The organism is Anaeromassilibacillus senegalensis, from assembly GCF_001261775.1.
Classification (GTDB): Bacteria; Bacillota; Clostridia; order Oscillospirales; family Acutalibacteraceae; genus Anaeromassilibacillus; species Anaeromassilibacillus senegalensis.
The window spans coordinates 909218-934824 of record NZ_LN868538.1; the positions used below are offsets into that span (position 1 = coordinate 909218).

The 25607-nt window shown below is 56.5% G+C and carries 24 protein-coding genes; 11 read left to right on the plus strand and 13 right to left on the minus strand.

Annotated elements, in window-relative coordinates:
- Window positions 1-287 precede the first annotated feature (287 nt).
- Both BN2106_RS14295 and BN2106_RS14300 read right to left on the minus strand, forming a co-directional pair.
- The gene (locus BN2106_RS14295) at window positions 288-1133 is read right to left on the minus strand and encodes a DegV family protein (protein WP_050699230.1); all 846 of its coding nucleotides are present in this window, start codon (window positions 1131-1133) and stop codon (window positions 288-290) included.
- 41 nt (window positions 1134-1174) lie between these two features.
- Window positions 1175-2017, minus strand: a complete 843-nt coding sequence (locus BN2106_RS14300) for a DegV family protein (protein ID WP_050699231.1) — start codon at window positions 2015-2017, stop codon at window positions 1175-1177.
- A 221-nt stretch (window positions 2018-2238) separates the two neighbouring features.
- On the opposite strand from BN2106_RS14300, the gene BN2106_RS14305 reads away from it, so the two are divergent.
- On the plus strand, window positions 2239-3459 hold the full coding sequence (locus BN2106_RS14305) for a hypothetical protein (RefSeq protein ID WP_050699232.1): 1221 nt from the start codon (window positions 2239-2241) through the stop codon (window positions 3457-3459).
- 85 nt (window positions 3460-3544) lie between these two features.
- Here BN2106_RS14305 and BN2106_RS14310 read toward each other — a convergent pair whose 3' ends face one another.
- From BN2106_RS14310 to BN2106_RS14335, 6 genes are all read right to left on the minus strand, one after another.
- Window positions 3545-3940, minus strand: coding sequence for a GNAT family N-acetyltransferase (locus tag BN2106_RS14310; RefSeq protein WP_195891853.1), 396 nt, complete (start codon window positions 3938-3940; stop codon window positions 3545-3547).
- Window positions 3941-4109: 169 nt separating this feature from the next.
- Window positions 4110-4313, minus strand: coding sequence for a helix-turn-helix transcriptional regulator (locus tag BN2106_RS14315; RefSeq protein ID WP_050699233.1), 204 nt, complete (start codon window positions 4311-4313; stop codon window positions 4110-4112).
- Entirely contained in the window at window positions 4310-4675 is a 366-nt protein-coding gene (locus BN2106_RS14320; RefSeq protein WP_050699234.1) for a DUF3796 domain-containing protein, read from the minus strand. The genes BN2106_RS14315 and BN2106_RS14320 overlap by 4 nt, the downstream gene beginning before the upstream one ends.
- A 300-nt stretch (window positions 4676-4975) precedes the next feature.
- Entirely contained in the window at window positions 4976-6886 is a 1911-nt protein-coding gene (locus BN2106_RS14325; RefSeq protein WP_050699235.1) for an NAD(+) synthase, read from the minus strand.
- 132 nt (window positions 6887-7018) lie between these two features.
- Window positions 7019-7999 (minus strand): glycosyltransferase, encoded by a 981-nt coding sequence (locus BN2106_RS14330; RefSeq protein WP_050699236.1) that lies wholly within the window; start codon window positions 7997-7999, stop codon window positions 7019-7021.
- A gap of 235 nt (window positions 8000-8234) precedes the next feature.
- Window positions 8235-10004 carry a VanW family protein gene (locus tag BN2106_RS14335; RefSeq protein ID WP_050699237.1) on the minus strand — a complete coding sequence of 590 codons (1770 nt, stop codon included), beginning with the start codon at window positions 10002-10004 and terminating at the stop codon, window positions 8235-8237.
- Between the two features lie 425 nt (window positions 10005-10429).
- Here BN2106_RS14335 and BN2106_RS14340 point away from each other — a divergent pair, with 425 nt between their 5' ends.
- Genes BN2106_RS14340 through BN2106_RS14350 form a run of 3 tightly spaced genes read left to right on the plus strand, consistent with a single transcriptional unit; the run spans window position 10430 to window position 12885 of the window.
- Window positions 10430-11563 (plus strand): MGDG synthase family glycosyltransferase, encoded by a 1134-nt coding sequence (locus tag BN2106_RS14340; RefSeq protein ID WP_050699238.1) that lies wholly within the window; start codon window positions 10430-10432, stop codon window positions 11561-11563.
- Entirely contained in the window at window positions 11560-12684 is a 1125-nt protein-coding gene (locus BN2106_RS14345; RefSeq protein WP_050699239.1) for an MGDG synthase family glycosyltransferase, read from the plus strand. Before BN2106_RS14340 ends, BN2106_RS14345 begins: the two co-directional genes overlap by 4 nt.
- Before the next feature lie 3 nt (window positions 12685-12687).
- Entirely contained in the window at window positions 12688-12885 is a 198-nt protein-coding gene (locus BN2106_RS14350) for a hypothetical protein (protein ID WP_050699240.1), read from the plus strand.
- Window positions 12886-13015: 130 nt separating this feature from the next.
- Here the strand turns inward: BN2106_RS14350 and BN2106_RS14355 are convergent, their stop codons facing one another.
- Genes BN2106_RS14355 through BN2106_RS14365 form a run of 3 tightly spaced genes read right to left on the minus strand, consistent with a single transcriptional unit; the run spans window position 13016 to window position 14623 of the window.
- Window positions 13016-13708: an aspartate/glutamate racemase family protein gene (locus tag BN2106_RS14355; RefSeq protein ID WP_050699241.1), complete on the minus strand. Its 693-nt coding sequence runs from the start codon at window positions 13706-13708 to the stop codon at window positions 13016-13018.
- Window positions 13705-14220, minus strand: a complete 516-nt coding sequence (locus tag BN2106_RS14360) for a GNAT family N-acetyltransferase (RefSeq protein WP_050699242.1) — start codon at window positions 14218-14220, stop codon at window positions 13705-13707. Before BN2106_RS14360 ends, BN2106_RS14355 begins: the two co-directional genes overlap by 4 nt.
- Window positions 14210-14623 (minus strand): Fur family transcriptional regulator, encoded by a 414-nt coding sequence (locus tag BN2106_RS14365; protein WP_050699243.1) that lies wholly within the window; start codon window positions 14621-14623, stop codon window positions 14210-14212. The genes BN2106_RS14360 and BN2106_RS14365 overlap by 11 nt, the downstream gene beginning before the upstream one ends.
- A gap of 1694 nt (window positions 14624-16317) precedes the next feature.
- Here BN2106_RS14365 and BN2106_RS14370 point away from each other — a divergent pair.
- From BN2106_RS14370 to BN2106_RS14395, 7 genes are all read left to right on the plus strand, one after another.
- Window positions 16318-17457 carry a cysteine desulfurase family protein gene (locus tag BN2106_RS14370; protein ID WP_050699244.1) on the plus strand — a complete coding sequence of 380 codons (1140 nt, stop codon included), beginning with the start codon at window positions 16318-16320 and terminating at the stop codon, window positions 17455-17457.
- A gap of 25 nt (window positions 17458-17482) precedes the next feature.
- Complete coding sequence (locus BN2106_RS16975; protein WP_407921751.1) at window positions 17483-18076, plus strand: THUMP domain-containing protein; 594 nt, start codon at window positions 17483-17485, stop codon at window positions 18074-18076.
- Window positions 18052-18639, plus strand: a complete 588-nt coding sequence (locus BN2106_RS16980) for a tRNA sulfurtransferase (RefSeq protein ID WP_407921752.1) — start codon at window positions 18052-18054, stop codon at window positions 18637-18639. Before BN2106_RS16975 ends, BN2106_RS16980 begins: the two co-directional genes overlap by 25 nt.
- Window positions 18640-18655: 16 nt before the next feature.
- Complete coding sequence (locus BN2106_RS14380; protein ID WP_050699245.1) at window positions 18656-19903, plus strand: competence/damage-inducible protein A; 1248 nt, start codon at window positions 18656-18658, stop codon at window positions 19901-19903.
- 56 nt (window positions 19904-19959) lie between these two features.
- A complete protein-coding gene (locus BN2106_RS14385; protein ID WP_050699246.1) occupies window positions 19960-20448 on the plus strand; it encodes a hypothetical protein in 489 nt (162 codons plus the stop codon).
- On the plus strand, window positions 20445-22271 hold the full coding sequence (locus BN2106_RS14390) for a serine hydrolase domain-containing protein (protein WP_050699247.1): 1827 nt from the start codon (window positions 20445-20447) through the stop codon (window positions 22269-22271). Before BN2106_RS14385 ends, BN2106_RS14390 begins: the two co-directional genes overlap by 4 nt.
- A gap of 397 nt (window positions 22272-22668) precedes the next feature.
- Complete coding sequence (locus BN2106_RS14395) at window positions 22669-23514, plus strand: DUF4300 family protein (RefSeq protein ID WP_050699248.1); 846 nt, start codon at window positions 22669-22671, stop codon at window positions 23512-23514.
- Window positions 23515-23598: 84 nt separating this feature from the next.
- Here BN2106_RS14395 and BN2106_RS14400 read toward each other — a convergent pair whose 3' ends face one another.
- Both BN2106_RS14400 and BN2106_RS14405 read right to left on the minus strand, forming a co-directional pair.
- On the minus strand, window positions 23599-24891 hold the full coding sequence (locus BN2106_RS14400) for a sensor histidine kinase (protein WP_050699249.1): 1293 nt from the start codon (window positions 24889-24891) through the stop codon (window positions 23599-23601).
- Complete coding sequence (locus BN2106_RS14405; RefSeq protein WP_407921753.1) at window positions 24884-25588, minus strand: response regulator transcription factor; 705 nt, start codon at window positions 25586-25588, stop codon at window positions 24884-24886. Before BN2106_RS14405 ends, BN2106_RS14400 begins: the two co-directional genes overlap by 8 nt.
- Between the last annotated feature and the right edge of the window lie 19 nt (window positions 25589-25607).

The following is a 25607-nucleotide window of genomic DNA, read 5'->3' on the forward strand; positions in this document are numbered from 1 at the left end:
CGTCGGAAGCTCTGCTTCCGGTAACGCCGTGCGGTTATTATTCCACAAAAGAGACGCAGTCTCCTTCACAACGGAACAATGTTCGCCCAGGCGTCGGAAGCTCTGCTTCCGGTAACGCCGTGCGGTTATTATTCCATAAAAGAGACGCAGTCTCCTTCACAACGGAACAATGTTCGCTCAGGCGTCGGAAGCTCTGCTTCCGGTAACGCCGTGCGGTTATTATAACGTTTCTTCCCCACGAAAGCAACCCCCGGCAAAAAGAGGCATGATTTTCTCCCGGCAGCATGCTATTTTTCCAAATAAATGATGCCCAATGTGCCCGGCCCGCAGTGTACGGAAACAGAGCACCCGGCATCCGTTACGCAGATTTCTTTAAAGGGCTGGCAGGCACGGATTGCTTCCTGCACTTTGTCCAGCGCATTCTCCGCTTGACAATGCGTGATCAGGATGCGGGAACAATCGATGTTTTTCGCGCCTTTGAGCTTATCTTCCACCAAACGCGCGGCGACGGCGGGCAGGTTCCCGCGGTACTTTTTCGTTACGCCCATACTGCCGTTTTGCAGCTCGATGCAGGGTTTTAAATTCAACAGGTTCGCTCCGAGCGCCTGAACGCCCGTGCAGCGCCCGCCCTTGTACATATAGAGAAGCGTAGACAATACGAAGGAGGTGCGCACCTTGGGCGCAAGCGATGCAATGTGGTCCGCGATCTCCGGAGCGGACTGTCCCTCGTCCCGCAGTTCCGCCGCCCGCAGGGCCAGCAGACCCATTCCGGAGGAAATGTTGCGCGAGTCCACCGGATAGATACAGCCGAACTTCTCCGCGGCCATTTTTGCCATGCGGTGCGTACTCGTCAGGTCCAGGCTGATGCTCAGGTGAACCACGTCCCAGCCCTCCTCCGCCCATTTTGCATACAGCTCTTCATAATAGGCGGGCGTAGGCGCAGAGGTGGTGGGCAGTTTGCCCGTCTCTTGATAATATGCGAACAGGTCCGCCGTATGGACGTCCACGCCGTCCAGGCAGGGCCTGTCGCCCAGATTCACGGGCAACGGGATCACGTCGATCCGATATTTTTGTAGCAGCTCCGGCGAGAGATCGCAGGTACTATCCGCCACAATTTTCACTTTACGGTTCATCGGTACCGCCTTTCCGGCCCATATGCGGGCCTTTGGTTCCGTCAGGCTTCCTTATAAAAAATCACCAGTGTATTCGGGCCGGTGTGGCAGCTCATGGCACAGCCCGCGCGGGAGGTGAGCACCTCCCGGAATACGCCGCTGTCCTTTACCGTCTGCACAATGCTGTCGAACAGGGACTGATCCATGCCGGTGGTGGACACAAATGCGCGTTCCCCGTCGATTCGGGGCCGGTCCAGCACATAGCGGGCGTACTCCTTCGCCGTCTGGGCAAAATTGCCGCGAAATTTCTTGACCACGCTCAAAACGCCGTGGTGGTCCAGCAGCAAGCAGGGGCGCAACTTCAACAGGTTAGCGCCAAACATCTGCAGCATGGTGGCGCGCCCGCCTTTATACGCATACTCCAGCGTATCCAGCAGCACATGCGTGCGAATCTTATTTTTCTCTGTCAGGATCGTTTCGTAGATTTCCTTTGCGCTTTTCCCCGCGTCCCGCATATCCGCGGCGCGCAGGCACAGCAGCCCCAGCGCGCTGCTCAGGGTGCAGGTATCTACCACATAGACGTTGTCAAATTCCTGCGCAGCCAGCAGGGCATTCTGATAAGAGGAAGAGAACTTGCCGTTCATCGCCAGATGCACCACGTCGTCGCCGTTTTTCACCAGCCGTTGAAACAGGGCAAAGAAGTCCGCCGGCGGCGGCGCGGAGGTGGTGGGCAGCTTCCGCGTGCGTGCAAAGCTTTCAAACAGATCGTCCGGATTCACCTCAAATACGTCGCGCAGGTTTTTGCCCTCCAGCGAGAGATACAGAGGAACCACCTCAATCCGGTATTGCTTGTATAGGTTTGGGAACAGGTCACAGGCGCTGTCCGTTGTGATGCTGACTGCCAAAATTACCACTCCTGCCGTGCAAATTGTTTTTCCATTATAGCATCGGAACCGGCTGTTTTCAATCGAAGTTGCGTCTTTTCCATCATGCGCGGAGGAATTTGTTCGCATATCGAACTGGCAGTTGTATTTTTGCCCGGTTTTGTGATATGATGTTAGAAACTGCGGCTTTAAACTCTCCGGGCAGAAATTGCCTGGACTTCGATAGGAGAGCGAGTGAATCGATGAGAAAAACGACCCGAAACAAACGGACAAAAAAAGCGGCGGCTCTGTTGTTCGCCCTTGCCTTTGCCGTTTCGGTCTTTGCCGTCACGGCGTTTGCCACGGAGGTCCCCGTCACGGACCCCAACACGCAGACCGCGCCGGTGGAACCCACCCCGGACCCGGTGACGCCGACGCCGGACCCGGCAGACCCGACGGTGCCGGGGGCAACCGATCCCATTCCCCCTGTGACGGACCCCAACGCGCCGTTCGACCCCAACGCACCTGTCACCCCGCCGGGCGAAGCGGACCCGAATCTTCCCCCGGTTGTCGACCCCAATGACCCCAACGCCTCCGTTCCATCCGGCGATCCACTGAATCCCGATGGCACCGCCAGCCTGCCGTCCGGCAGTGAGGGGGAGGGAGACGGCCTATCCTCCGGCGAAAGCAGCGAGTCCGAGCAGCCGGTGGAACCGGTGGAGCCGGAAAACCCGGCCCCCAGTAAAAAGCCGGTCGACAATGTACAAACGGACAACGCGGAAATCAACCGCAACGCCTCCCGCGCGGCGGCGGCGGTCAGCGATCCCGATATACTCTCCTCTCAGGACTGGAGCGAGCTGCTCACCAGCGGGACCGTCAGCGGCCCTTCGGATGGCAATGTATTTAATAATGTTTCCGGCGGCAATGTGCGTCCCGGCACTCCGGGAGAAGAATCGGAACAGGAACACAGCGGCGGCGTTTCGACCGCTCTCATTGCGGGCATCATTCTGATCGTCCTTGGACTGGGCGGCATCGGCGCCTTTGTGTACCTGCAATTCTTTGCCGGAAAGCGCCGGGACGATGATTTTGTCTACGATACCGGCGAAATCACCGAATTTATGGACATCAGTTCCGACAGCAGCGGCGAACAGCAGCGGGAGGGATATCTGCCCGCGCAGGAAGATGAGGATGCCGAAATCAGCGACGAATTATTCCAGCGCGCCGTATCCAGTCCCACATCCGACCCCACGGCAGAAACTGAGGCAATTCCGCTGGACACGATTCCCAAGGAACCCGCTGTGCCGGTGCCGTTGGAAATTGCACAGCCGGACGTGAAATTCCGCGGCAGCATCACGCCGGAGGAGGCCTCCACTCCATCGGAACCGATCGACGAAAATACGCCGTACAGCTTCAAGGTAGAAGTGATGGAAGACAACAAGGACAAGGACGGAAACTTTGACTGGGATTCCTTTTTTGACAATTGATCAAAAATGGTAAACCATATCCAACATCTGAAATGAAAAGAGGGCGTTCCCGTACGGCTGAATCAGCCGCGTGGGAACGCCCTCTTTATTTCATTTCGTGTTTATCTTTTTGCACGTAAAACGATTGCAACGATTTCTCTATTTTTAGTCTTTCGTAAAATCCTTCCGCCTCCGGCTGCGCGCCAAAAAACAGAGATGTTGGCGAAATCTCTATTGCACGCCGCATCAGTTCTTTTCCGATGCCCTGCTTTTGATACTCTTTTAAGACAAGTATTTCTGATATTGTGCCAAACAGATACCCATCGGTTAACAGTCGGACACAGCCTACCAGTTTATGATGGTCCCATGCGGTAATGTTGATCGTTTTGTGAATCGCTTTCTGCATACACTCCGTGTTATAGGAGCCGGGCCAAACTTGATTTGCCATTTCGATAAAAACATCTGCCTTTAGCCCTCGATCATTATCAATATAATGGATCATAGCATTCTCCTTTTGTATTCTGTTTGAGCCGCGTTATATTTTTTATGCATATTCGTATTTGCCAAATCCCACGCTGCATTTATCAGGCTGCACCGTTCAGTCCTGAAACGCAGCAAGAAAAGTTAATTTCTACCATGTGTGTTGCAACAGATCACTTCTCTGTCCGGTTTTATTCCTCATCAAATTGGAACAGTTCCTCCACCGTGGTATGAAACACTCTGGCGATATCCATTGCCAGCTTGAGAGACGGATTAAATTTCCCGTTTTCCAGATGGCCGATCGTTTCCCGCCGAACGCCGACCCGGGCTGCCAGCTCCTCCTGTTTCATCCCCATCTGGGCGCGGTGCTCGCGAAGCTTTGTTTTCAGCGTCATTCTCCCACTGGCTCCCTTTTTTCTTTATACTCGCGATAGGAAAGGACCAGCAGGAACAGCAGCTCGCTGATAGTCAGTGTTATTGCCAGTCCGCCAATCAAAAATGACGCGGGATTCCCGACGCCCCAATCCTGCATGACGAGCCCACAGGCGATGACCGTTGAAGAAAGCGTCATCTCTGTCAGGAAGCCAACCAGTCCCGCTTGTTTTACATTCTCCCAGAACAGCTCGTCGGGAACAATGCGCGCATAAGTAAAGAAGACAAAGTTTGCAAAAAAGCTGAACAGGACCGGACTGGAACAGAGAAACCCCAGAAAACCGAGCAGCCCCAGAAACCCCAGGCAGGCAAATTTGTTTTTCATTTTCGTTCCTCCTCGTGTGAACTATTTATATCATCATGTTATAAATATATCACCTTTCGATCGCTTTGTCAACGCTTTCCGTTCGCGCGCTCGGATATAAATGAAGTACAGGTTCACACAGAATTTGTTCTGCGCAAAGACAGCCGACCAACCGGAAACAGACACAAACGCAGCACAGCTAAAAAGCGCCCGTAAAATCCTTTTTAACGGATTTCGCGGGCGCTTTTTACGATGCCGCCGCAAAAGAGCTGCTTTTATAAATACATTTAGTATTAATTCATGAAAATATCCCTGTTTGTATTATAGCGTTTCGATTTCCTCCAGCCAGATACGGGCGCTCGCGTCGCTGGGCATGCGCCAGTCCCCGCGCGGAGAAAGAGCCACACGCCCAACCTTTGGCCCATCCGGCATACAGGAACGCTTGAATTGCTGCGCAAAGAAGCGGCGGTAAAAGGTGTACAGCCATTTCTTCACGGACGCCGCATCGTACACACCTGCGAAGGCGCGCAGCGCCAAACGGTAGATTTTGCCCGGTGCAAAACCAAAGCGCAGCATGTAATACAGGAAAAAGTCGTGCAGCTCGTAGGGACCGACAAGATCCTCCGTCTGTTGGGCAATTTCGTCCCCCTTCGGCGGCAGCAGCTCCGGGCTGACCGGCGTATCCAGAATATCCTCCAGCACCGCGCCCAGCGCGCCGCCTGCCTGTCCCGCCGCGTAGCGCACCAGATGGCGCACCAGTGTTTTCGGTACGGAGGCGTTGACCGCGTACATCGACATATGGTCTCCGTTGTACGTCGCCCAGCCCAGGGCCAGTTCCGAAAGGTCTCCCGTGCCGACGACCAGCCCGCCGGTCTGGTTGGCAATATCCATTAAAATCTGCGTGCGCTCGCGCGCCTGCGCGTTCTCATAAGTCACATCGCGCACAGTGGGATCGTGCCCGATGTCCCGGAAATGCCCGCTGACCGCGTCTCCAATCGGCACAGTGCGGAAATCCACCTCCAACAGCTCCGCCAGCTTTTCGGCGTTGCCCTTCGTGCGGCCCGTGGTGCCGAAGCCCGGCATTGTCACTGTCAGAATGCCCTTGCGCGGCAGGTTCAACGCGTCGAACGCGCGCACCGCCACCAGCAAGGCCAGGGTAGAATCCAATCCGCCGGAAAGTCCCAAAACCACACTTTGCGCGCCGGTGTGGGCCAATCGGGTTTTCAGGCCAGCCGCCTGCACCCCCAAAATGGTTTCGCACCGGTCGGAAAGATCTGTCGAATTGCCAGGCACAAACGGCTGCTGTGCAATATAAGAGGTCAGTTCCAGTTCCGGCGCCGCCATAGAGAAGGATATGAGCATTCCTCCCGGCAGATTTGTCCAGGTTGTCGCACGGCGGCGCTCCTGGCGCAGGCGCTGCAGGTCGACCTCCGCCGTAAGCAGCCCCGTGCTGAAGGCCTTGCTTTCCTTCAGCAAAATACCGTTTTCCGCAATCAGGTTGTGACCAGCAAACACCAGATCCGTGGAGGATTCGCCTTCCCCCGCGTCGGCATAGGCGTAGGCACAGAATAAGCGGGCGGATTGGCCCTGCACCAAGCTTCTGCGGTACTCCGCTTTACCGACGACCTCGTCGCTTGCGGAAAGGTTCAGCATGACAACCGCGCCGCGCTGCGCCATATGCACACAAGGCGGCTCCGGCACCCATAGGTCTTCACAGACCTCTACCCCCACGGTCAGCTCCGGACATTCCGCACAGGAATAGAGCAGTTCCCGTCCCAGAAGGGTCTGCTGCCCACAGAAGGTAACGGGGACCGGCTGGTCCGCTGCCGGCGCGGCGGCAAAATAGCGCGCCTCGTAAAATTCGCTGTAATTGGGGATATGGCTTTTTGCCGTCAGTCCAAGCAGCCTGCCCCTGCAAAACACGGCGGCTGTATTGTACAGCGATGCGCCGAAGGCCGCCGGCAGACCGACCGCCGCCAGCACGTCCAGCTCTTTTGTTTCCTCCATCAGTTCCCGCAGAGCCTGTTCCGCAGCTGCAAGCAGCGCCGCGTCGTGGAACAGATCGCCGCAGGTGTAACCGGTCAGGCACAGCTCCGGAAACACCACCGCGCTCGCGCCCTGCGCCGCCGCGTCTTTTACCAATTGTAATATTTGCTCTTTATTATACTTACAGTCTGCCACTTGAATGCGCGGCGTCGCCGCCGCGAGCCGTATAAATCCGTCGTTTTTCATACAGGGGTCCCCTTTCACATCATTTGTCCACAAGTCCGCCGGGGTTGGAACCGGCAAAAGAGAACGGGCGACGCCGCCTGCCGCGCACATCGGGCGCGGCGGGGCGGCATCGCCCGGAAAAACATTCTGTTTTCAGCGTACGGAAAAATCCTTTTCCAGCTTTTTATCCGTCGGCACGCAGACCACATCGGGGAGCTGCGGACAGGCGGCATCGAAGTTGTCTGCGGTATAATGGCGCATGGCGCGATTAATACGCTTCATATTGCTCAGACAGCCGCGCATGGATTTTCGATTCTTGTACAAACGGAGTACATACCAATAGCAGCACATGGAGGTCTTGCGCGTCAGGGCAAGATAGCTCTTTTTATACTGGGCGTACTGGCCGCTTTTCTCCAGCGAAAGCCGCACCATTGCCACCGCGCGGATAAAATCGTTGATCTTATTGGCGTTGATGGTCGCCAGTGTGCTGGTGCTGTGCTGATTGTAATAATAAAGCGGTTCGTCCAATACCGCCACGCGGTCCACATGGGCAAACACCTTGTTCGCGGTCGCCATATCCTCAAACGCAATGCTTGGGAAATTGATGTCGTAATCCGTAAACAGGCTGCGGCGGTACATTTTATTCCATACCAGGCTTTGAATCTGGGTATCCCGCAGCAGCTTGTTCATGGCCTCTTCACGGGTCAGGACACCGCTGCAGCGGAAGGGATATTCAAACGTAAAGCCGGAGGTTGGGAATCGGTAATAGTAGTAGCAACAGGCAATCTGCGCGTCATTTTCCGTGCAGGCCTGGTGCAGCCGTTCCAGGAAATTGGGCGCCACATAGTCGTCGCTGTCGATAAAGCAGATGTATTCGCCGCGCGCCAGGCTCAGCCCCCGGTTGCGCGCCTTGGACATCCCTTTGTTTTCCTGATCGACTACGGTAATAAAATCGTATTTTTCTTCGAACTCTCTTAGTATGGCCAATGAGCCATCGATTGAACCGTCGTTCACCGCGATGATCTCCCGGTCCTGAAAGGTCTGTTCCACCAGGCTGGTGAGACATTGTCGCAAAAACTTTTCCACGTTGTAAACGGGAATGATGATACTGACTGCCGGTGTTTTTGCCTGCATGTTCAGACAGCCCCCTTTCTATTTACTTATTTTCTATACACTTATTTCTATCCTATTTTTCAATCTTTCGACATCTTTATTCTTACAAATTTAGTGGGAATTGTCAAGCATTCGGACAAATTTAGGCTGCTTCCTTATTTTACCCAGAAGATAAAATCTTAGTAAAATCATTTCAAACACTTTTCTTCCAGTCCAACCGATCGGCACTCTGGAACCGGAAAAACACAACGATTTTTTAAACCGCGGGATTCACCTGTGTCTGCTGCTCGGGCGGAACGGTGTCCGGTGTAGGCGTGACGGACTGTACCGCGTCCCCGCCTTCCGTAATGGGTGCTTCCGGCGTCTCTACCGGCGGTGTCTCCGGGGTAGTCGGCGTTTCCGGATTGACCGGCGTCTCTGCGGGCGGCGTGCTGCTCGGTGTCTCAGGCGCCGGCGTTGCCGGGGTGCTGGGTGTTTCCGCCGGCGGCGTGCTGCTGGTCGGCTGTCCGTTCACCGGTTTGCCGCTGTCGTTGACCAGCGTCGCGGTTGCCGGGTCGGTATCCGGCCCAATGGAATAATAGGCCGGCGCTGGGCGGTAATACGAATTCGACAGTTTCTCCGTCTTGACAACTTTGCCGTCTTTGTAATACACGCGCTGTGCGGCGGCACGGTAGCCCTCGCGGGCTTTGGCGTCCAGCCGCATGGTTCCCTTCGCCATGGACTTATCCACCGTGTATTTGGGCGTACTGGTTGCCGGGATTACCTCTGTCTGTTGGGACGTGATCTCAATCTTGTCGTACTCCGGCGACTGGTAGCCATAAATCGTCGCCGTAAGGGTCTTGCCCTCCATGGTCGTGTAGAGATACATCGGGTAATTTGTCGTGTTTTTAAATTTGAAATCCAGCGCGCCGTAGCTGACCGCCGCGTCCTGCCCGACAGGGCAGTAGGTCGATTTGATCGAATGGCTGGAGCGTTCCACGATCTCCCCGTTGGCGCGCAGCACCGCACCGTAAAGCGTGGTGCTGGTCTGGCAGATGCCGCCGCCGTACGACGGGACCAGCTTGCCGTTGACAATGGCGTTTGCCTGCAAATAGCCGTCGTCCTTACTGCAGCTCCCCACCTTGTCAAAGTAGGAGAAGGTTTCCCCCGGCCCAACGACCGTTCCGTTCATGGCCTGCATTGCCAGCTTCATGTTGTGGTTGCCGTTGCTGGTATTGGTGGATTTGGTGCTGTAAGTACCGATTTTCTTCATGTTTGCCTTGAGATCCGCCGCCGTGACGGTAAACGGTTCTTCCTTGACCGGAATGGTGACGCTTCCCGTACGCTCGTTTTTCAGCACGGACTCCACTGAGGCCGCCAGCGCATCCACGTCCACCTGACGGCCGTTTTGGCCCTCCGCAAAGGTGAACGTTTCACTGGACGCGTCAAAGCTTTTGACGGTCGCATTTTGTGCCGCCTGATTCAGTTCCTTTGTCTGCTCGGTCAATTTTTCCTTTAATCCGGTCATTTCCGGCGAAGCGGTGATGGAAAAAGTCTTCGGCTGGGTCTCCAGCTCCGTGATCATCCGGGCGCGCTCCGCCTCATCTTCTTCGGAGCGGGCATAATCGTAGGCCTCCCGGAGCACTTCCTCCGTGTTGTATGTAAAGGTTAGATCGTCCTTTGTCAGCTCCCAGCTCTTGCCTTCATAATTCATCGTGACGCGGCAGTCCGCGCCGAGCGTGGCTTCCACATCCTTCAGCTTTGCGGCGGCTTCCTCCATGGTCATGCCGCCAAGGTCGACGCCTTCCACGACAACGCCTTTATAAAAGGTATCGTCGGCCACCTGTGACTGCGGCAGGCTCTCCGGCTGAGATTCCGTCCCATCCGTGCGGAGCATGCCGATGCCCGCGCCCACCAGACAAATGATCACGACCGCCGCCAATACGCAGCCGCCGATGATCCACCATTTCCTCTTATCGCCAACAGGCGCACCGGAATAAATCTCGCGCCCGTTGTCCTGCTGATTCCTGTAACGATTGCCGCTCATATTGTTCCTCCTGTGTTGCGGTCGGCCTCTATCGGATAACCCTTAAAGACAATTTGATGCATTCTAATGTCTTTATATCATATATCCTTTTTCGCCAATTGTAAAGTTACAGCTTTATCACCAATCTGTCCCCTTTTTGATTGGATAACAGAAATTCCCCCTGTTTCTTGTTGAATCGCCTCCAAACTATGTTATAATAACCGCAATAACCGCATGGCGTTCCCGGAAGCAAAGCTTCCGGCTGTAAAACCCTTCCCTTAATTTTATGATCTGTTATACAGATTTATCGTTTCCTATGAGCAGCCTGTTTCCAGGTCCGTAAATTGTGATGGAGGCTGCGCCTTTTTTATGATATAATAAAACAATCAAAAGCGTTGTCGAAACAAATGAACGCCAGGATTTCAATTGTACATGGGAGGGATTCCGTGAAAATCCTGATACTTTCCGCCGCGACCGGCGGCGGACACCTGCGCGCCGCTCGCGCCATTCAATCGTATATCCGGGAAAACGACCCGGACAGCACCGTTGAGGTGGTGGACGCGCTCAAGTGTGTCGGCACTTTGCTGGACAAGACCTGCTGCGACGGCTACCGCTTTCTGGCAACCAAGACGCCCAGGATATTTGGGCAGTTGTACCGCGCAACCAATGAGGAAAGCCCGCTGAACGCGCTGATGACACATTTCAGCGGCCTGTTCGGCCTGCGCCTGATCCCTATGCTGCGCGAACAAAACCCGGACCTCATCCTTTCCACGCATCCGTTCGCCACGGAGATGATCTCCCATTTGAAGGAAAAGGGCGTTTTGTCCACTCCTCTGATCTGCCTGATGACGGACTACGGCCCGCACCGCGCCTGGATCGCGCCGCGCGTGGACGCATATGTTGTCAGCAATGAGGATATGATTCCGGAGATGGTGGAGATGGGCGCGCCGCGGGACAGCATCTATCCCTTTGGCATCCCCGTAGAGGACGTTTTCTTTGATCAAAAGGACAAGACTGCCCTGCTGGAAGAAATGCAGTTGGAACCGGGAGTCCCGACCATTTTATTTATGGCGGGCAGCTTCGGTGTATCCGGCATCATGCGGATTTACCGGGAAATTGACGCCCTGGACCTGCGTTTCCAGATCATTGTGATCACCGGTCGGAACGAAAAACTTTACGAGGCGTTCCGGGACGAGCTTTCGCACAGTACCCGGCGGGCCAAGCTGATCTTCTTTACCAACGAAGTGGAGAAATACATGCACGCCGCCGACCTGCTGGTGACCAAACCGGGCGGGCTGACCGTCTCCGAGGCGCTGGCCTGCAATATCCCGCTGGCGGTCTTTGACGCCATCCCCGGGCAGGAGGAGGATAACGCCGACTTTCTGCTCTCCCACAATATGGCCGTGCGCCTGCATGCCGGAGAAAGCTGCGGCACAACAATCCGCACGCTGTTGAAGGACAACCTCCGCCTGGAAAACATGCGGACTTCCTGCGAGCGCTTTGACAAGTCGCGGTCGGGGGAAAATATCTTCTGGCTGATGCGCAGGCTGACCGAACCCGAAAGGAAGGATGCCCATTGAAAATATTACTGCTCTACGCTTCCGCGGGCGGAGGCCACAAGCGGGCCGCACAGGCGCTGGAAGCATATTTGAACACACATTTGGAGGGCGCGGAGGTCCGTGTGGAAGACGCACTCAAATACGCCGGTAAACTGGTGGACTCAATCTGCTGCGACGGCTATCGTTTTTCCGCCAAGCACGCGCCGGGTGTTTTCGGGACGCTGTACCGGAACACGAACAAGCCGACCCGGTTAGCAGCCCTGCTGCCCCGTATCAACGCCCTGCTCAGCAAAAAACTGCTCGCGCTGTTGGAGGAATTCCAGCCGGACATCGTGCTGGATACCTACCATTTCGCGGGGCAGATGATCTCCACCCTGAAGGAAAAGGGTCTGACAAAGGTGCCGCTGGTCAATATTCTGACGGACTACGGCCCGCACATGGCCTGGCTTGCGCCGCATGCGGACGCCTATGTCGTCGCTTCGGATGAAATGGCGGATCAGTTCGCGCAGATGGGCGCGCCGCGGGAAAAAATCCACCCCTTCGGTATCCCCGTCTTTGAGGAGTTTTTCGCGCAGGACGACAAGGACGCGCTGCTTCGTCAGATGAACCTGGTTCCCGGCGTGCCAACCGTCCTGATTATGGCGGGCAGCTTCGGCGTCAACCACATTCTGGAGGTTTTCCGGGACATTGTGATGCTGGGCGCGGATTTTCAGATGATTGTCATCACAGGAAAAAATGAAAAGCTGTACAAGGCCTTTCAAAAAGAGATCGCAATTAATTCCAAACGGACTGAACTGGTCGCCTTCACCAGCGAGGTGCACAAGTACATGCACGCCGCCGACCTGCTCATCACAAAACCGGGCGGGCTGACCGTCTCTGAGGCGCTGGCCAGCGGCCTGCCAATGGCGGTGTTTGACGCAATCCCCGGGCAAGAGGAGGACAACGCCGACTTTTTGCAGCGGCACAACATGGGTGTGCGTCTCAAAAGCGGCGCAAGCTGCACCTTCGCCATCCGTTCCCTCCTGCTGGACCCGCGCCGGCTGGAGGAAATGCGGGACGCCTGCCGCGCGTTTGACAAATCGGACGGCAATCAAAAAATCCTGTCGCTCATTTTGGAGCTGACGGGCGGGAAAAAGGAGTAACAAATGAAACTGCCAGATATTAAAATCAACCTGACCGGCTACGGCGTCATGGGCGTCATCGTGCTGGTCCTGCTGGTCCTTGACATTAAAGATGTCAACGCGCCGGGCATCGGCCTGGACGTGGTGCTGCTGGGCTTCATCATTTACATGATCTACAAGACCGTCAACAAAAAACCGGGGAAAGACAAATCCGGCAAATAAAAAGGCGGTTTTAACCCGCATTTGCACAAAACACAGTTCCTATACGCGCGATTCCCCCCGCCGGTGGCGGGGGGAATCATCATATTCAGCCGATTTTTATGTATTCTGCCAATTGTACAACCAACCCTATTCAGCCTTGCATCGCCATATGCGCGGCGCTCTCCGCGTGAATCTGCGTCGTATCGAACAGCGGAACCTTTGTATCCTCCTGCCGTACCAGCAGCCCGATCTCTGTACAGCCCAGAATGACACCCTGTGCGCCCTGTTCCGCCAGCCCGGCAATGATGCGCAGGAACTCCTGCCTGGACGCTTCCTTCAGCTCGCCCAGGCAAAGCTCCTGAAAGATCACATTGTTGATGTATTTCCGGTCTGTTTCGCCCGGAACCAGGACTTCAATGTTTTGTTCGGCAAGCTTCGCCTTATAAAACGCCTGTTCCATGGTATATTGAGTACCCAGCAATCCCACGCGGCGGACATCCTGGCGCAAAAGTTCCTGTGCTGTAACCTCCGCGATATGCAGAAGCGGGATACTGATTCCCGCGGCGACCTGATCCGCCACCTTATGCATGGTGTTGGTGCAGATCAATACAAGGTCCGCGCCCGCGCGCTCCAGACTCTGCGCCGCGTCAGTCAGAATCCGTGCACTTTTATCCCAGTCCCCGCTGGATTGGCAGGCTTCTATTTCCGCAAAATCGACGCTGTACAGCAGACATTTCGCGGAGTGCAGTCCGCCCATGGTTTCCTTGACAACGGTATTGATGATCTGGTAATAGCCGACGGTGCTTTCCCAGCTCATTCCGCCGATCAGCCCGATGGTTTTCATTGGACATCCTCCCTCAGCAGCGCATATAAGCAGGAATCCTGCATCGCGCCGTTTTTATACACGCTTTTTCGCAGCGTGCCTTCCAGCGCAAAGCCCGCTTTTTCCAGCACCCGGCGGGACCCCTTGTTAAATGCAAACGGCTCCGCGTGAATCCGCACAATATCGAACCGTGCAAACGCATCTTCACAGATTTGCCGGACGGCGGCGCTCATGATTCCATTTTTCCAGAATGGTTCCGCCAGCCAGTACCCAAGTTCGGCGGATTTGCGGTACACGTCCGTGCCGAGAAACACGCCGATGCTGCCGACCACTTCTCCGTTGACGACGATGGCGCGGGTCAGCTGGCATGTGGAATCCTCATTCACACAGCTCCCGACGTACGTTTCCGCATCCTCGTGGGTGTACGGATAAGGAAACGCGTCCCGCAGGTTTGCCGCGATTTTCGGGTTATTGGCGTACCGGGCAACACTGTCCACATCTTCGGGCTTCCACGCTCTCAGTTCAAATTCCATGGGAATTTCCTCCTTTTTTCTCCGTCTCATGTACACATTGCGGACATTTTCCATAGATGGTCAGGGTATGGCTTTCGATGGAATAGCCGGTTTCCCTCGCGATTTCCTGTTCCATGCCGGAAAGCGGGCAATCGCAGAGCTTGATTTTTGCATTACAGCCGGTACACACCAGATAGTGGCCGTGATGCGCCCGTGCAAAGGAGTACCGAACGATACCGTCTCCGAAAACGTCCTTATCCACCAGGGACGCGGCGGCGAACCGTTCCAGATTCCGGTAGATGGTGGACAGGGCCAGGGTGGGAAACGCCGCTTTCATCTGCGCAAAAAGTTCTTCCGCGCTCATCGGTTCGGTGGAGTGCTGGAGAATGTGAAGCAGGGCTTCACGCTGTTTGGTGTTTTTCATGCATCTGCGGCTCCCTTCTGGACCTGCGGACCTGCGGTCGGCACGGCCCGGACGTGCAACGTCTTTCGCGCCTCCGGCGGTTTTCCCAGTGAGTCTTCATAAAAGAAATAATCTTTTATATCCCACTGTACGGGGGTATCCATACACAAGATGGAATCGTAGTGGCGGGACGGACGGGACAAGCTCCCGAGACATACTTTATCTGACAGCTACTAATTAAAACGCGTTTTTCCGCTTTTCTGAAAAGCGGGACCTCCGGTCAGGTCGCGGACCTCCGGTCGGGACGCGGACTTCCAGTCGGGACGCGCCTCCGGCGAGGAACATTTTCACCTTGCAAATCATGCTTAAAATAGGTCTTTCTACGTTTCTAAAAGCAGCGAAAACCATTTTTACCATGCAGGCAATTCTTAAAATATATTCTTCTACGTTTCTAAAAAGCGGCGATGGTCGTTTAGAGTGTCGAGCGAGGCTTTAGCCTCTAGCGAGCGTCCCGACCGGAGGTCAAGAGCGAGTGGGAACGAGTGATATAGTTGTTCCTGGGGCAGCATATTTCCTCTGGGGCTTTTCCAGATTCCCCGGCTTTTGCCGGGGAACTACGTCGCTTTGAAAAGCGACAGCAAAGACCGTTTTACTTTTAAAAAGTAAAACAACTCTCATCAAAACGTTCTTTTACATTGCGCATATACTGAAATTCTTTGATTTTATAAAACAATAGGACTATTAAAAATAGTAAACTTTTATTATATTAAAAATCTGTAATTTTTGAAAAATAAAAACATAAAATAAAACAGTATTCTCGAAAAAGGGCGGTTCTTGTCAACATCTTCCTGTTGTGCTATGCTATTTGCGTAAGGTGTTACCTGGACCATTGGGCGGTTGCCCCTCCACTTCCGGAGGGGATCATTTCTTTTCCCCTCTGCGCGAGGGGAGGTGAGGCCATGATTACATACTCCGAGCTGTTTCAGCTTTGCAGTGTGCTTCTCGGCATTGCGACGTTCGTCTGGACGGTTGCAACTCACACAAAAAAGAAATAGCCGCCCAGCTCCTACACTAGCGGCTACTTCTTAAGTCGTTCTTGAGGGGCAACCGTCTACTGGTAGCACCTTACGTTTTCATTATAGCTTTCTTTTTTTCGGTTGTCAATCCACAGCTACCACGCAGCCATTTAATCGCAAAAAGGAATTTATACTTTGAAAACACGTTTCTTTTGGCTGACAATGCCTAAAATATGTTTTCTTCTTTTTAAAACGGCAGATAGTCGTTTAGAACATCGAGCGAGGCTTTAGCCTCAAGCGAGCATCCCGACCGGAGGTCTTTTCCCCTCTGCACGAGGGGAGGTAAGGCCATGATTACATACTCCGAGCTGTTTCAGCTTTGCAGTATGCCTCCCGGCATTGCGACGTTCGTTTGGACTGTTGCAACTCACACAAAAAAGAAATAGCCGCCCAACCCTCACAAAGTTAGCGGCTAATTCTTAACGCAACTGAGGGGCAACCGTCTGCCGGTAGCACCTTACGTTTTTATTATAGCATAGCCTTCTTTTTTTCGATTGTCAATCCACGGCGACCAGGTACAGAAAAACCGCACTTATATAATAAGAATGGTCGCCCTGAAAAATCCGCGCGTTGCCCTCGGCACCGCGTTGGTGTATAATAAAGATTATTTCATTAAAGAGCATCGGGAGGTCTTTACTTTTGCAGGAACATTATTTGGACAACTCCTCCACCACGCGCGTTTGTGAAGAAGCCGCGGCGAAGGTGATGGAGCTTATGACGGAGCACTACGGCAATCCCTCCTCTCTGCACACGCTGGGCTTCCAGGCCGAGCAGGCGCTCACCGCCGCGCGGCGCAGCGTGGCAGCTGCATTGGGTGCAAAGGAAGAGGAAATCATATTTACCTCCGGCGGTACGGAGAGCAACAACCTCGCCCTGCTCGGCGCGGCGCATGCACGCCGCCGGAACGGCAACCACATCGTCACGACGGCGATTGAGCATGCTTCCGTGGGGAACACCGTCCGTCAGCTGGAAAAGGAGGGCTTCTCCGTCACCTGGCTGCAGCCCGACCGCTGGGGCCATATTTCCCCGGAACAGGTGCTGGAGGCCGTCCAGCCCGATACCATTCTGGTCAGCATGATGGCGGTGAACAACGAGGTCGGCAGCATCCTTCCCATCGAGGCCGCCGCGCGGGCCATCGCCGCAAAAAAGGCCCCCGCCCTGCTCCATGTGGACGCCGTGCAAGCGTTCGGCAAACTGGACCTGAAGCCGGGCCGCATGAAAATCGATCTGATGAGCGTCAGCGCGCACAAGGTGCACGGGCCGAAGGGCGTTGGGGCGCTGTATCTGCGCAAGGGCGTGCGCATTGTGCCGCACTCGTTCGGCGGCTCTCACGAAAACGGCATGCGCGCCGGGACGGAAGCCGTTCCGGGCATCGGCGGATTCGGCATGGCGGTGGAAGCTCTGCCGCCGGTCAGCGCCGCGCAGGAACACATGTCCGCGCTTTCCCGCGCCTGCCGGGAACAGCTTTTGGAACTGCCCGGCGTTGTGCTGAACTCTCCGGAGGACGCGCTCCCCTGCATCGTCAATTTCAGCGCGGGGACTGTTCGCGCGGAAACCATGCTGCACTTTCTGGCCTCCAGGGGCATCTATGTCTCGTCCGGCTCCGCATGCTCCAAGGGGAAGAAAAGCCCGGTACTGGAAGCCATGAAGCTGCCGAAGGCGCGCATTGATTCCGCCCTGCGGGTCAGCTTCTCGCGTTTTAACACAATGGACGACGTCGATGCTTTGATCGGCGCACTGCGGGAGGGGCTCTCGACCCTTGCCGCCCGTCCGCTCTAAACACAGGAAAGATAAGGGAAATGATATGCAAGAGATTATTTTGATTAAATTGGGTGAAATTGTATTGAAGGGACTCAACCGGCAGAGTTTTTCCGCCGCGTTGATCCGCAATATGCGCCGCCGTCTGAACCATCTGGGCCGGTTTCAAATCCGGGAGGCACAGTCCACCATCTACGTGGAGCCGCTGGACGATTCCATCGATCTGGAGGAGGCCGCGGAACTGGTTTCCAAGGTGTTCGGCGTGATCGCCTTTTCGCGCGCCTGCGTTGTGGAAAAGGAAATGCCAAAGATTCTGGAGGCCACGGCGGACTACCTGTGCGGCCAGCTGAGCAGCATCTCCTCCTTTAAGGTGGAAAGCAAGCGCTCTGACAAGCGCTTCCCATTGAAATCGCCGGAAATTTCCGCGCAGGTGGGTGAATACCTGCTGGAACAATTCCCAAACCTGCACGTCGACGTTCACAACCCGGACCTTGTCGTCCGCGTGGAAATCCGCGACTTCGGCGCGTACATTCACGGCCAGCCGCTGCCCGGCGCGGGCGGCATTCCGGTCGGCACCGGCGGCGCGGCATCGACAGCCCGGTCGCGGCGTGGCAGATGGCCAAGCGCGGCCTGGAACTGACCGCCGTGCACTTCGCCAGCCCGCCCTATACCAGCGAGCGAGCGGAGCAGAAGGTGGTCGAGCTGCTGGAAAAGGTCAGCCAATACGCCGGCCGCATGTTCATGTTCACCGTGCCGTTTGCCAAAATCCAAGAAGAGATTATGGCAAAATGCCCGGAAGAGTATTTTACAATCATCATGCGCCGCTTTATGGTGCGCGCGGCGGAGCGCATCGCCCGCCGCGAGGAATGCGAAGCGCTGATCACCGGCGAGAGCCTGGGACAGGTGGCTAGCCAGACGCTGCCCGCCATCGTCTGCACGGACGCGGCGGCGGCCATGCCGGTATTCCGTCCGCTGATCGGTTCCGACAAGAGCGAGATCGTCGCCACCGCGCGGAGAATCGATACCTTTGACTTATCCATACAGCCCTATGAGGACTGCTGCACCGTCTTCACACCCAAGCATCCGAATACCCGCCCGGACCTGCAAAAGGTACTGGAGGCGGAAGCGGCGCTGGACTGCGAGGCGCTGCTCGGCGACTGCATCGCCCGCACGACGGTGCGCAAAATTACGCCATATCATTGATTGGGGGCATTTTTCTATGCATGCGGAAATCATCTCTGTTGGAACGGAGCTGCTGCTCGGCCACACGGTCAATACCGACACCACCTTTGTGGCGCGGGAGCTGTCCACGCTGGGCATCGACCTGCTGTACGCCTGCACGGTTGGAGACAACCCGGAGCGTTTGCGCACCGCGCTGCAGGACGCGCTTTCCCGGAGCGACATCGTCATTACCACTGGCGGTCTCGGGCCGACGGGCGACGACCTGACCAAAGAAACCATCGCCGAGGTGGCGGGGGTCCCGCTCGTCCTGCACGAGGAAAGCCGGCAGCGGATCGAAACCTATTTCAAACACCGTTACTGCGGCGAAAACCAGTATAAACAGGCCTATCTGCCGCAGGGCTGCACCGTTTTCCAGAACGACTGCGGCACCGCGCCCGGCTGCGGCGTTAAAAACGCGGACGGCAAAATCCTGATTATGCTGCCCGGCCCGCCGTCGGAGCTGGTTCCCATGCTGCAAAACCACGTCATGCCCTACCTGGCCGAGCTGTCCAACGCGGTGCTGGTTTCCCGCATGATCCGGGTGTTCGGCATCGGCGAGGGCGCGGCGGAAGAAAAGATTGCCGATCTGACCACCGGTTCCAACCCGACCGTCGCCACCTACGCCAAGGAAAACGAAATGTTCGTCCGCGTGACCGCCAAGGCTCCCAGCGAAGAGGAAGCCGCCGCGCTCTGCGAACCGCTGGTGCGGGAAGTCTGCGCGCGTCTGGGCGATTCCGTCTACGGCGTCGACGTGGAAAGCCTCGAAGAGGTGGTCGTCCGCCTGCTGGCGGAAAAGGGCCTGCACCTGGCAACGGCGGAATCCTGCACCGGCGGCCTGGTTGCAAAGCGTCTGACGGATATTTCCGGCGCGTCGGAGGTCTTCTCCATGGGCGCGGTCACCTATTCCAACGAGATCAAAAGCCAGCTGCTCGGCGTGCCGGAGGACCTGTTCCCCGCGTATGGCGCGGTCAGCGAGCCCGTGGCGCGCGCGATGGCGGAGGGCGTACAGAAAAAATCCGGCAGCGAACTGGGGCTGGGCATCACCGGCCTGGCGGGGCCGAACGGCGGCACGCCGGAAAAGCCGGTAGGGCTGGTACACATGGCGCTGAGCGACGGGAAGCAGACCTGGGTGCTCCGCATGCCGCCTGTTGGCCAGGTAAAAAGCCGCGAATGGGTGCGCGATCGAGCCGCCAACTATGCACTGGACATGGTGCGCCGCTACCTTTGCGGCCTGCCCATCGAATAAATTGGATCTTTTGAAACCTCTTTGGTTTGATTTTTCCGCGAGGGAGGGAATGACTGATGAACGCGGGACTTTTATTCTACCAGGCACACCGCACCGCTTTATGCGAACAGGCGGTTAAAAAACACGCGGCGCGCCTGCGGATCGACGTCGCCTCGGTCAACGCCAGCGCCAGGGCGGACGGCCTCTGCCGGGCGCTCGCCGCTTTTTTGAGGGACTATCCGCTGGTCTACCTGATCGGCGCCGTAGGAGACGGCCGGCTGTTGAGCATACCGCCCGTCTGCCAGGCGCTGCACGTGCCGCTGAATGCGCGCGGCGAACCGGAACGCGTGAAACCGCTGCCCGGCTTTGACGCCGACGGCTACCTGCTGGAAAGCCGCACACAGGCGATTCTGCTGCTGCCGGACCTGCCGGACGAGCTGAATATTCAGCTGCCGGGCGCGGAACGCCGCCTTGCGGAAAAATTCGGCCTGGAGCCGCCCAAGCCCAAAGCCAGGATCGACTATGAAGCGCTGGTCGACCGCTCCTTCGCGGAGGCGCAGTTATGATGGACTTAATTTCCCAAATGAAGATGGTGGACCTGCTGATGAAGCTCTTCCGGGGCGACATGCAGCATATCAATCCATACCCCTTCACCCCGCAAAAACAGAAGAACATACCCAACGCGGATTCCGGCGGCCTGCCCCGCTCCACGCCGGAGCGGGAGGGCATCCCCAGCAAGCAGGTCCAGCGCTTTTTTGAAGAGCTGGACAACTGCGCGTTCATCCATGTACACAGCGCAATGGTACTGCGCCACGGCAGGATCATCGCGGAGGGAAGCTGGAAGCCGTATTCCGGCAGCTATCCGCATATGATGTTTTCCCTTTCCAAGAGCGTGGTCAGCTTTGCGGTGGGCTGCGCGGTGGAAGAAGGCCTCCTGTCCCTGGAGGACAAGGCCGTCAGCTTTTTTCAGGACAAAAACGCGCTGTTCCGCAGCCCGAAGATCAACAACATCACCATCCTGCACCTGTTGAACATGACCTCCGGCCTGAAATGCAACGAGGTCAATTCCGTGGTGGAAAAGGACTGGGTGCGCGGCATTTTACAGTCCGACTGTGCCTTTGAACCGGGCACAGAATTCAGCTACAACAGCATGAACACCTACCTGCTGAGCGCCATCCTTAACCGGAAAACCGGCATGGGGCTGGTGGAATACCTGACGCCGCGCCTGTTTGAGCCATTGGGGATTCAAGACGTACACTGGGACGTGTGCCCGCTGGGCATCGAAAAGGGCGGCTGGGGGCTGTGGCTGCGCATCGTGGACATGGCGAAACTGGGCCAGCTCTACCTGCAAAAGGGGCGCTGGGTGGTGGACGGCGTGGAAAAGCAGCTTGTCTCAGAAAGCTGGATCGAGGCTTCCACCAAAATGGACACGCCGACGCACGAGGGCGACTATTCCACCGGCTATGGCTATCAGATCTGGAGCTTCGGCGCCAAAAGCGCATTCCAGTTCAACGGAATGCTGGGCCAGTATGTGGTGGTCCTGCCGGAGCGCGACATGGTCATTGCGATCACCAGCGGCAGTCCCAGCCTGTTTGCGGATGAAACCTGCCCCATCATTGAAAAATACTTTGGCGACGACGCTTCGGACCTCTCCGAAGCGCCCCTGCCGAACGATATCAAGGCCTTGCGCGCCCTGCGGGAAGCGCTGGGCCAGCTGTACGCCATCCGCGAGACCGCGCCGAAACCAAAGCGCACGCCGCCGCTGATGGCGCGGCTGCTGCGCCGGTTTGTTCCGGAAAAGGAATCGCCCCCGCCCGCTGTCCCGGAAGCGGTTCTCCCGCTGAATCACGGGCAATTTGCGCTGGAGCCCAACAGCGCCGCACTGATGCCGCTGATTTTGCAGGGCACTACCAACAATTTTGGCAGCAGCCTGACACAGATCGGCCTGGAATTCTTCCCCGGGGAATGCCGGATCACCCTCACCGACGGGACGGATACCAATCCGATCGTTGCCGGGATGGACGGCACGCCGCGCAGGGGCTGCGTCAGCCTGAACGGCGAAATCTACGCCGTGGGCTGCACCGCGCGCGTCACCGCCGATGAAGACGACCGCCCGGTGCTCAAAGTGTTTATCTGCTTTATTGAAACGCCGAGCGTACGGATTATGAAAATTATACAGGTCAGTCCGGATCGGATTTTGATCCGGTTCGACGAGCTGCCCAGCGTGGAGGCCGCCATTGAGGTGCTGTTCTCCCTGGTGGGCGGCCGGGAATCGCAGAGCAGCCTGAACAAGCTGTTTCTCGACACCCTCGGCCAGCAGCGGCTGGACCAGCGCGTCGCGGAGGTTTCCCGCCCGCGCGTGCGCGGCACGCGGATCAATGCAGATTGACTGCTGTTTGACCGGCGCTGTTGGAATGCTCCATAACCAGCCGGGAAACATACCGTCTGTCCGCACTTCTTCGTCGCAGCATTGCACTTTACAAAGGGTGCGTTGCAAAACTCGATTGTGGTGTAGAACAAAATGTGTTTTTCCGCTTTTCTGAAAAGCGGCGGTTTCCAAAGGCGGCGCCTTTGGTCGTTCTCCACAGAGAACGAAACTCTTTTTCCTGAGAAGAGCGAGTGGGAACGAGTGATACGGTTCTTTACAAATCTTTTATGCTTCCGAGGCCGTTGCAGTTTGTATTTTGCAACGGCCCCTTTTTGTTGTAAAAAGCCTTTGCATTCTTTAAACTATTTTCATCCCTGCGTATCTAATACACAGAAACCAATACAAAGGGGAAATTCCATTGAAACGATTTTTAACCGGACTGCTCTGTATCCTGACCATCGCCGCCCTGCTGCCGGGCTGCCAGCCGGCGCGGGATACCGGCGGCGCTCCCAGAGACAACCAACTCACATACGCCACCCTGACGGACGCATCCTCCCGCGATGAAGTCCGAAAACGGCTGGAAAACCAGAAGCTCAGCGCTGAATCCATCGACCGTTTTTTCCAGTGGGTTGAGGATTACAACGCCTTTGCCGATACCGATCCGCTGGACGGCTTTACGGTCATTGACGGGCTGGAAGCACCTGACCAGGACTGCCTGGAAAAGTGGCAGGAGGAACGCGTCTACAGCGATACCAATTGCCGCCTGACGGCCTTCGGACTGCTAAAGGGATGGATCCAAGCGGAAAAAACGCTTCCCGCAGACAATTTCCTCATGTTTGACATCGATGCACTGGAGAACAATCCTGTCACTCAGTACACACCGGAGGAAACCGTCGCGTTCTACACGCTGTTCAATCCCGTTCCCATCCAGCTCACCACCGACGAAAAAGAAGTTGAAAAAGCGGTTTTGTCCGAATGGAAGGAACGCGGTATTTCCTTTTCCGACGGGGCAGCCAAGCTGGTCAGCGTCATTGTCAGCGACGATCTGGACAGCATGGCGTTTGTCGGCCACGCAGGCGTCCTGATCGAAGACGGCGAGGGCCTGCTCTTTGTGGAAAAGCTCTCCCCCACGAATCCCTACCAAGCGGCGAAATTTGCCAGCCGGGAGCAGCTCAGGCAATACCTGATGCACCGTTTTGAAGCCCATTATGTACCGGACGTAACAGCAAAACCTTTTCTGCTTCTCAACGACCAGCCTTTTTAACCTTTCTCCTCTTTTCTTTTACGATATTTATCCAAAAGAAGGGCGCGTTGCAGCTTGTATTCTGCAACGCGCCCTTTGCCGTTTTTATTCCAGCGGCAGGAAAACCACCAGCCGCGCGCCGCCAATCGATGCATCATCGGCCCATATTTTTCCACGGTGACGCAGGACGATCTCCATGGCAATACACAACCCCAGGCCAAAGTGTTCCCGGCCGCTGCGCGAAGCATCCAAACGGTGGAACCGCTCAAAAATACGCGTCTTTTCCGCATCCGGAATGCCGGGTCCGCTGTCCTCCACCTCCAGCTGTATGCCCCCGCGGCAGGCCTGCGCCGACAGGCAAACGGTTCCTCCCCTGGGCGTGTAGGAAAAGCCGTTATCCAGCAGGATGGACAATACCTGGGTGATCCGCCCCGGGTCACAAAGACAACGTGGCAGCGGCGTTTCCGGCAGAGATACATGGAAACGCAGCCCATGTTCCGCAGCGACCGGTTCAAAGGATTCATAGACGTCCAGCAGCAGCGTTTCCAGCTCTGTCTCCTCATACTGCATGCTCCAGGAATCACTGTCCGCCCCGGCCAGAACGAGCAGGTCTCCCACCAGCCGGGCCATGCGCGTACACTCCGACGCCGCCGATTCTGCGAACCGCTTTGCCCGGTCCGGCGGCGCGGCCTGCATGGCGGACAGGCTGGCCTGAATAACTGCCAGCGGGGAACGCAGCTCGTGGGACGCAGCCGAAACAAACGCGGTTTGCCGGCGGCGGCTCTCTTCCACCGGACGGATCGCGCGGCCTGTAAAAATCCACGCAAATAAAGAAAGCAGCACTGCGGACAGTACGGCCAGGCCGATAAAGGCCCACCGCTGCATGGCAAGCTCCTCCTGTTCCGCGCGCATCGATTTGACCACAAGGACGCCCACCCAGCCCTCTTTTTGAGAAACGTTAGCGGCGGCGGCATAATATTGCTGCCCCTGTTCATCTTTGAAGGTAAAACGCACCTGGTCGGCCTGCAGGCGGGACTCCGGCGGCAAACGCAGTGTAAAACCGTGTTCTCCCAACGCGGTTTCCCGCGCGCGGCGCATCAGTTCCTTCCGGTGTTTGCCGTCTTCCCGCTGACCATACAGCAGCGGCTGCCCCTGCGCTTCTATATAGAGAAGCAGGTTGGCGGACGCTTCCGTCTGCGAAAGCCAGGTATGGTCCAAAATGCTTTGCCCCTGGATATGGTACAGGATCGCATTGACGCTTCCCGTGAATGCCGCCTCACCGCGCTCATTCAGCTGCTTCTGCGCATAGAGCAGGGATGCGCCCGCCATTCCCAGAAGAATCACACCCGTGCCAATGATACACAGCAGGGCAAGGCGCACCCGCAGCCGTTTAAACATGCGGACCCTCCAAAAGGTATCCCACGCCGCGCACATTTTTTATTTGCATCCGGCTTCCCACCGACTGCAGCCTGCGCCGGAGAAAATACACATAGTTATCCAGATTGCCCTCTTCCACGGCGGCATCCGGCCCCCACACGCGCGCCAACAGCACGGCGCGCGGCAGGGTTTGCCCCGCATTGCGCAGAAAGGATTCCAGCAGGCCGGCTTCCCGCCGGGACAGCGTGCAGACGCCGCCCGCCCCGGTCAGGAACCGTTCGTTCAGGTCGAGCGTGACGTCGCCCCAGCGGATCCGCGCCAGATTTTCCCACTGATGCGGCCGGCGGCTCATCGCCCGGATGCGTGCCAGCAGCTCCTCCATGGCAAAGGGCTTTGTCAGATAATCGTCCGCACCGGCATCCAATCCGGAAACACGGTCGTGAACGGTATCCAGCGCCGTTACCACCAACACCGGCGTGGTGATCCCGTCGGACCGCATCCGTTCCAGCACGGTTGTCCCGCTGAGCGTCGGAAGCATCCGGTCCAACAGGATCAGGTCATGGGCCTGTTGACGAATCCAGCGCAGCCCATCATCGCCATCGTTGCAGACGTCCACCGTATATCCTTCCTGTTCCAGCCGGTAACAGACCGCCTCGCACAGTTTTTTATCGTCTTCCACCATCAAAATCCTCATCGCAGCGCCTTTCCGCGTCTTCAATCGGACGCTCCTCATTTCT